We start from the raw sequence: 220 nt of genomic DNA on the forward strand, positions 1-220 counted from the left end.
GCAAACAGAATAAGCGCGGGAGGCCACGTCGGTTCAGTGATTTAGCTATTACGACAGCACTCATGGTGAAACGAGTTTTTTCTATGCCACTGAGAGCGCTGCAAGGATTTATCGACTCGATATTTAGGTTAGCCCATGTGCCGTTAAGTTGTCCGCATTACACCTGCATCAGTCGTAGAGCCAAGCAAGTTGAGGTCTCATTTAAGACTAAAGCGAGAGG

1 protein-coding gene is annotated in these 220 nt (G+C 47.3%); it reads left to right on the plus strand.

Annotation, left to right across the window (positions count from 1 at the left end; genetic code table 11):
- A partial coding sequence (locus AB4180_RS22800) for a transposase (RefSeq protein ID WP_372081812.1) occupies nucleotides 1–220 on the plus strand: 220 nt, incomplete at both ends.

This window comes from Vibrio sp. 10N.286.49.C3 (assembly GCF_041469545.1).
GTDB classification, from domain to species: Bacteria; Pseudomonadota; Gammaproteobacteria; order Enterobacterales; family Vibrionaceae; genus Vibrio; species Vibrio tasmaniensis_A.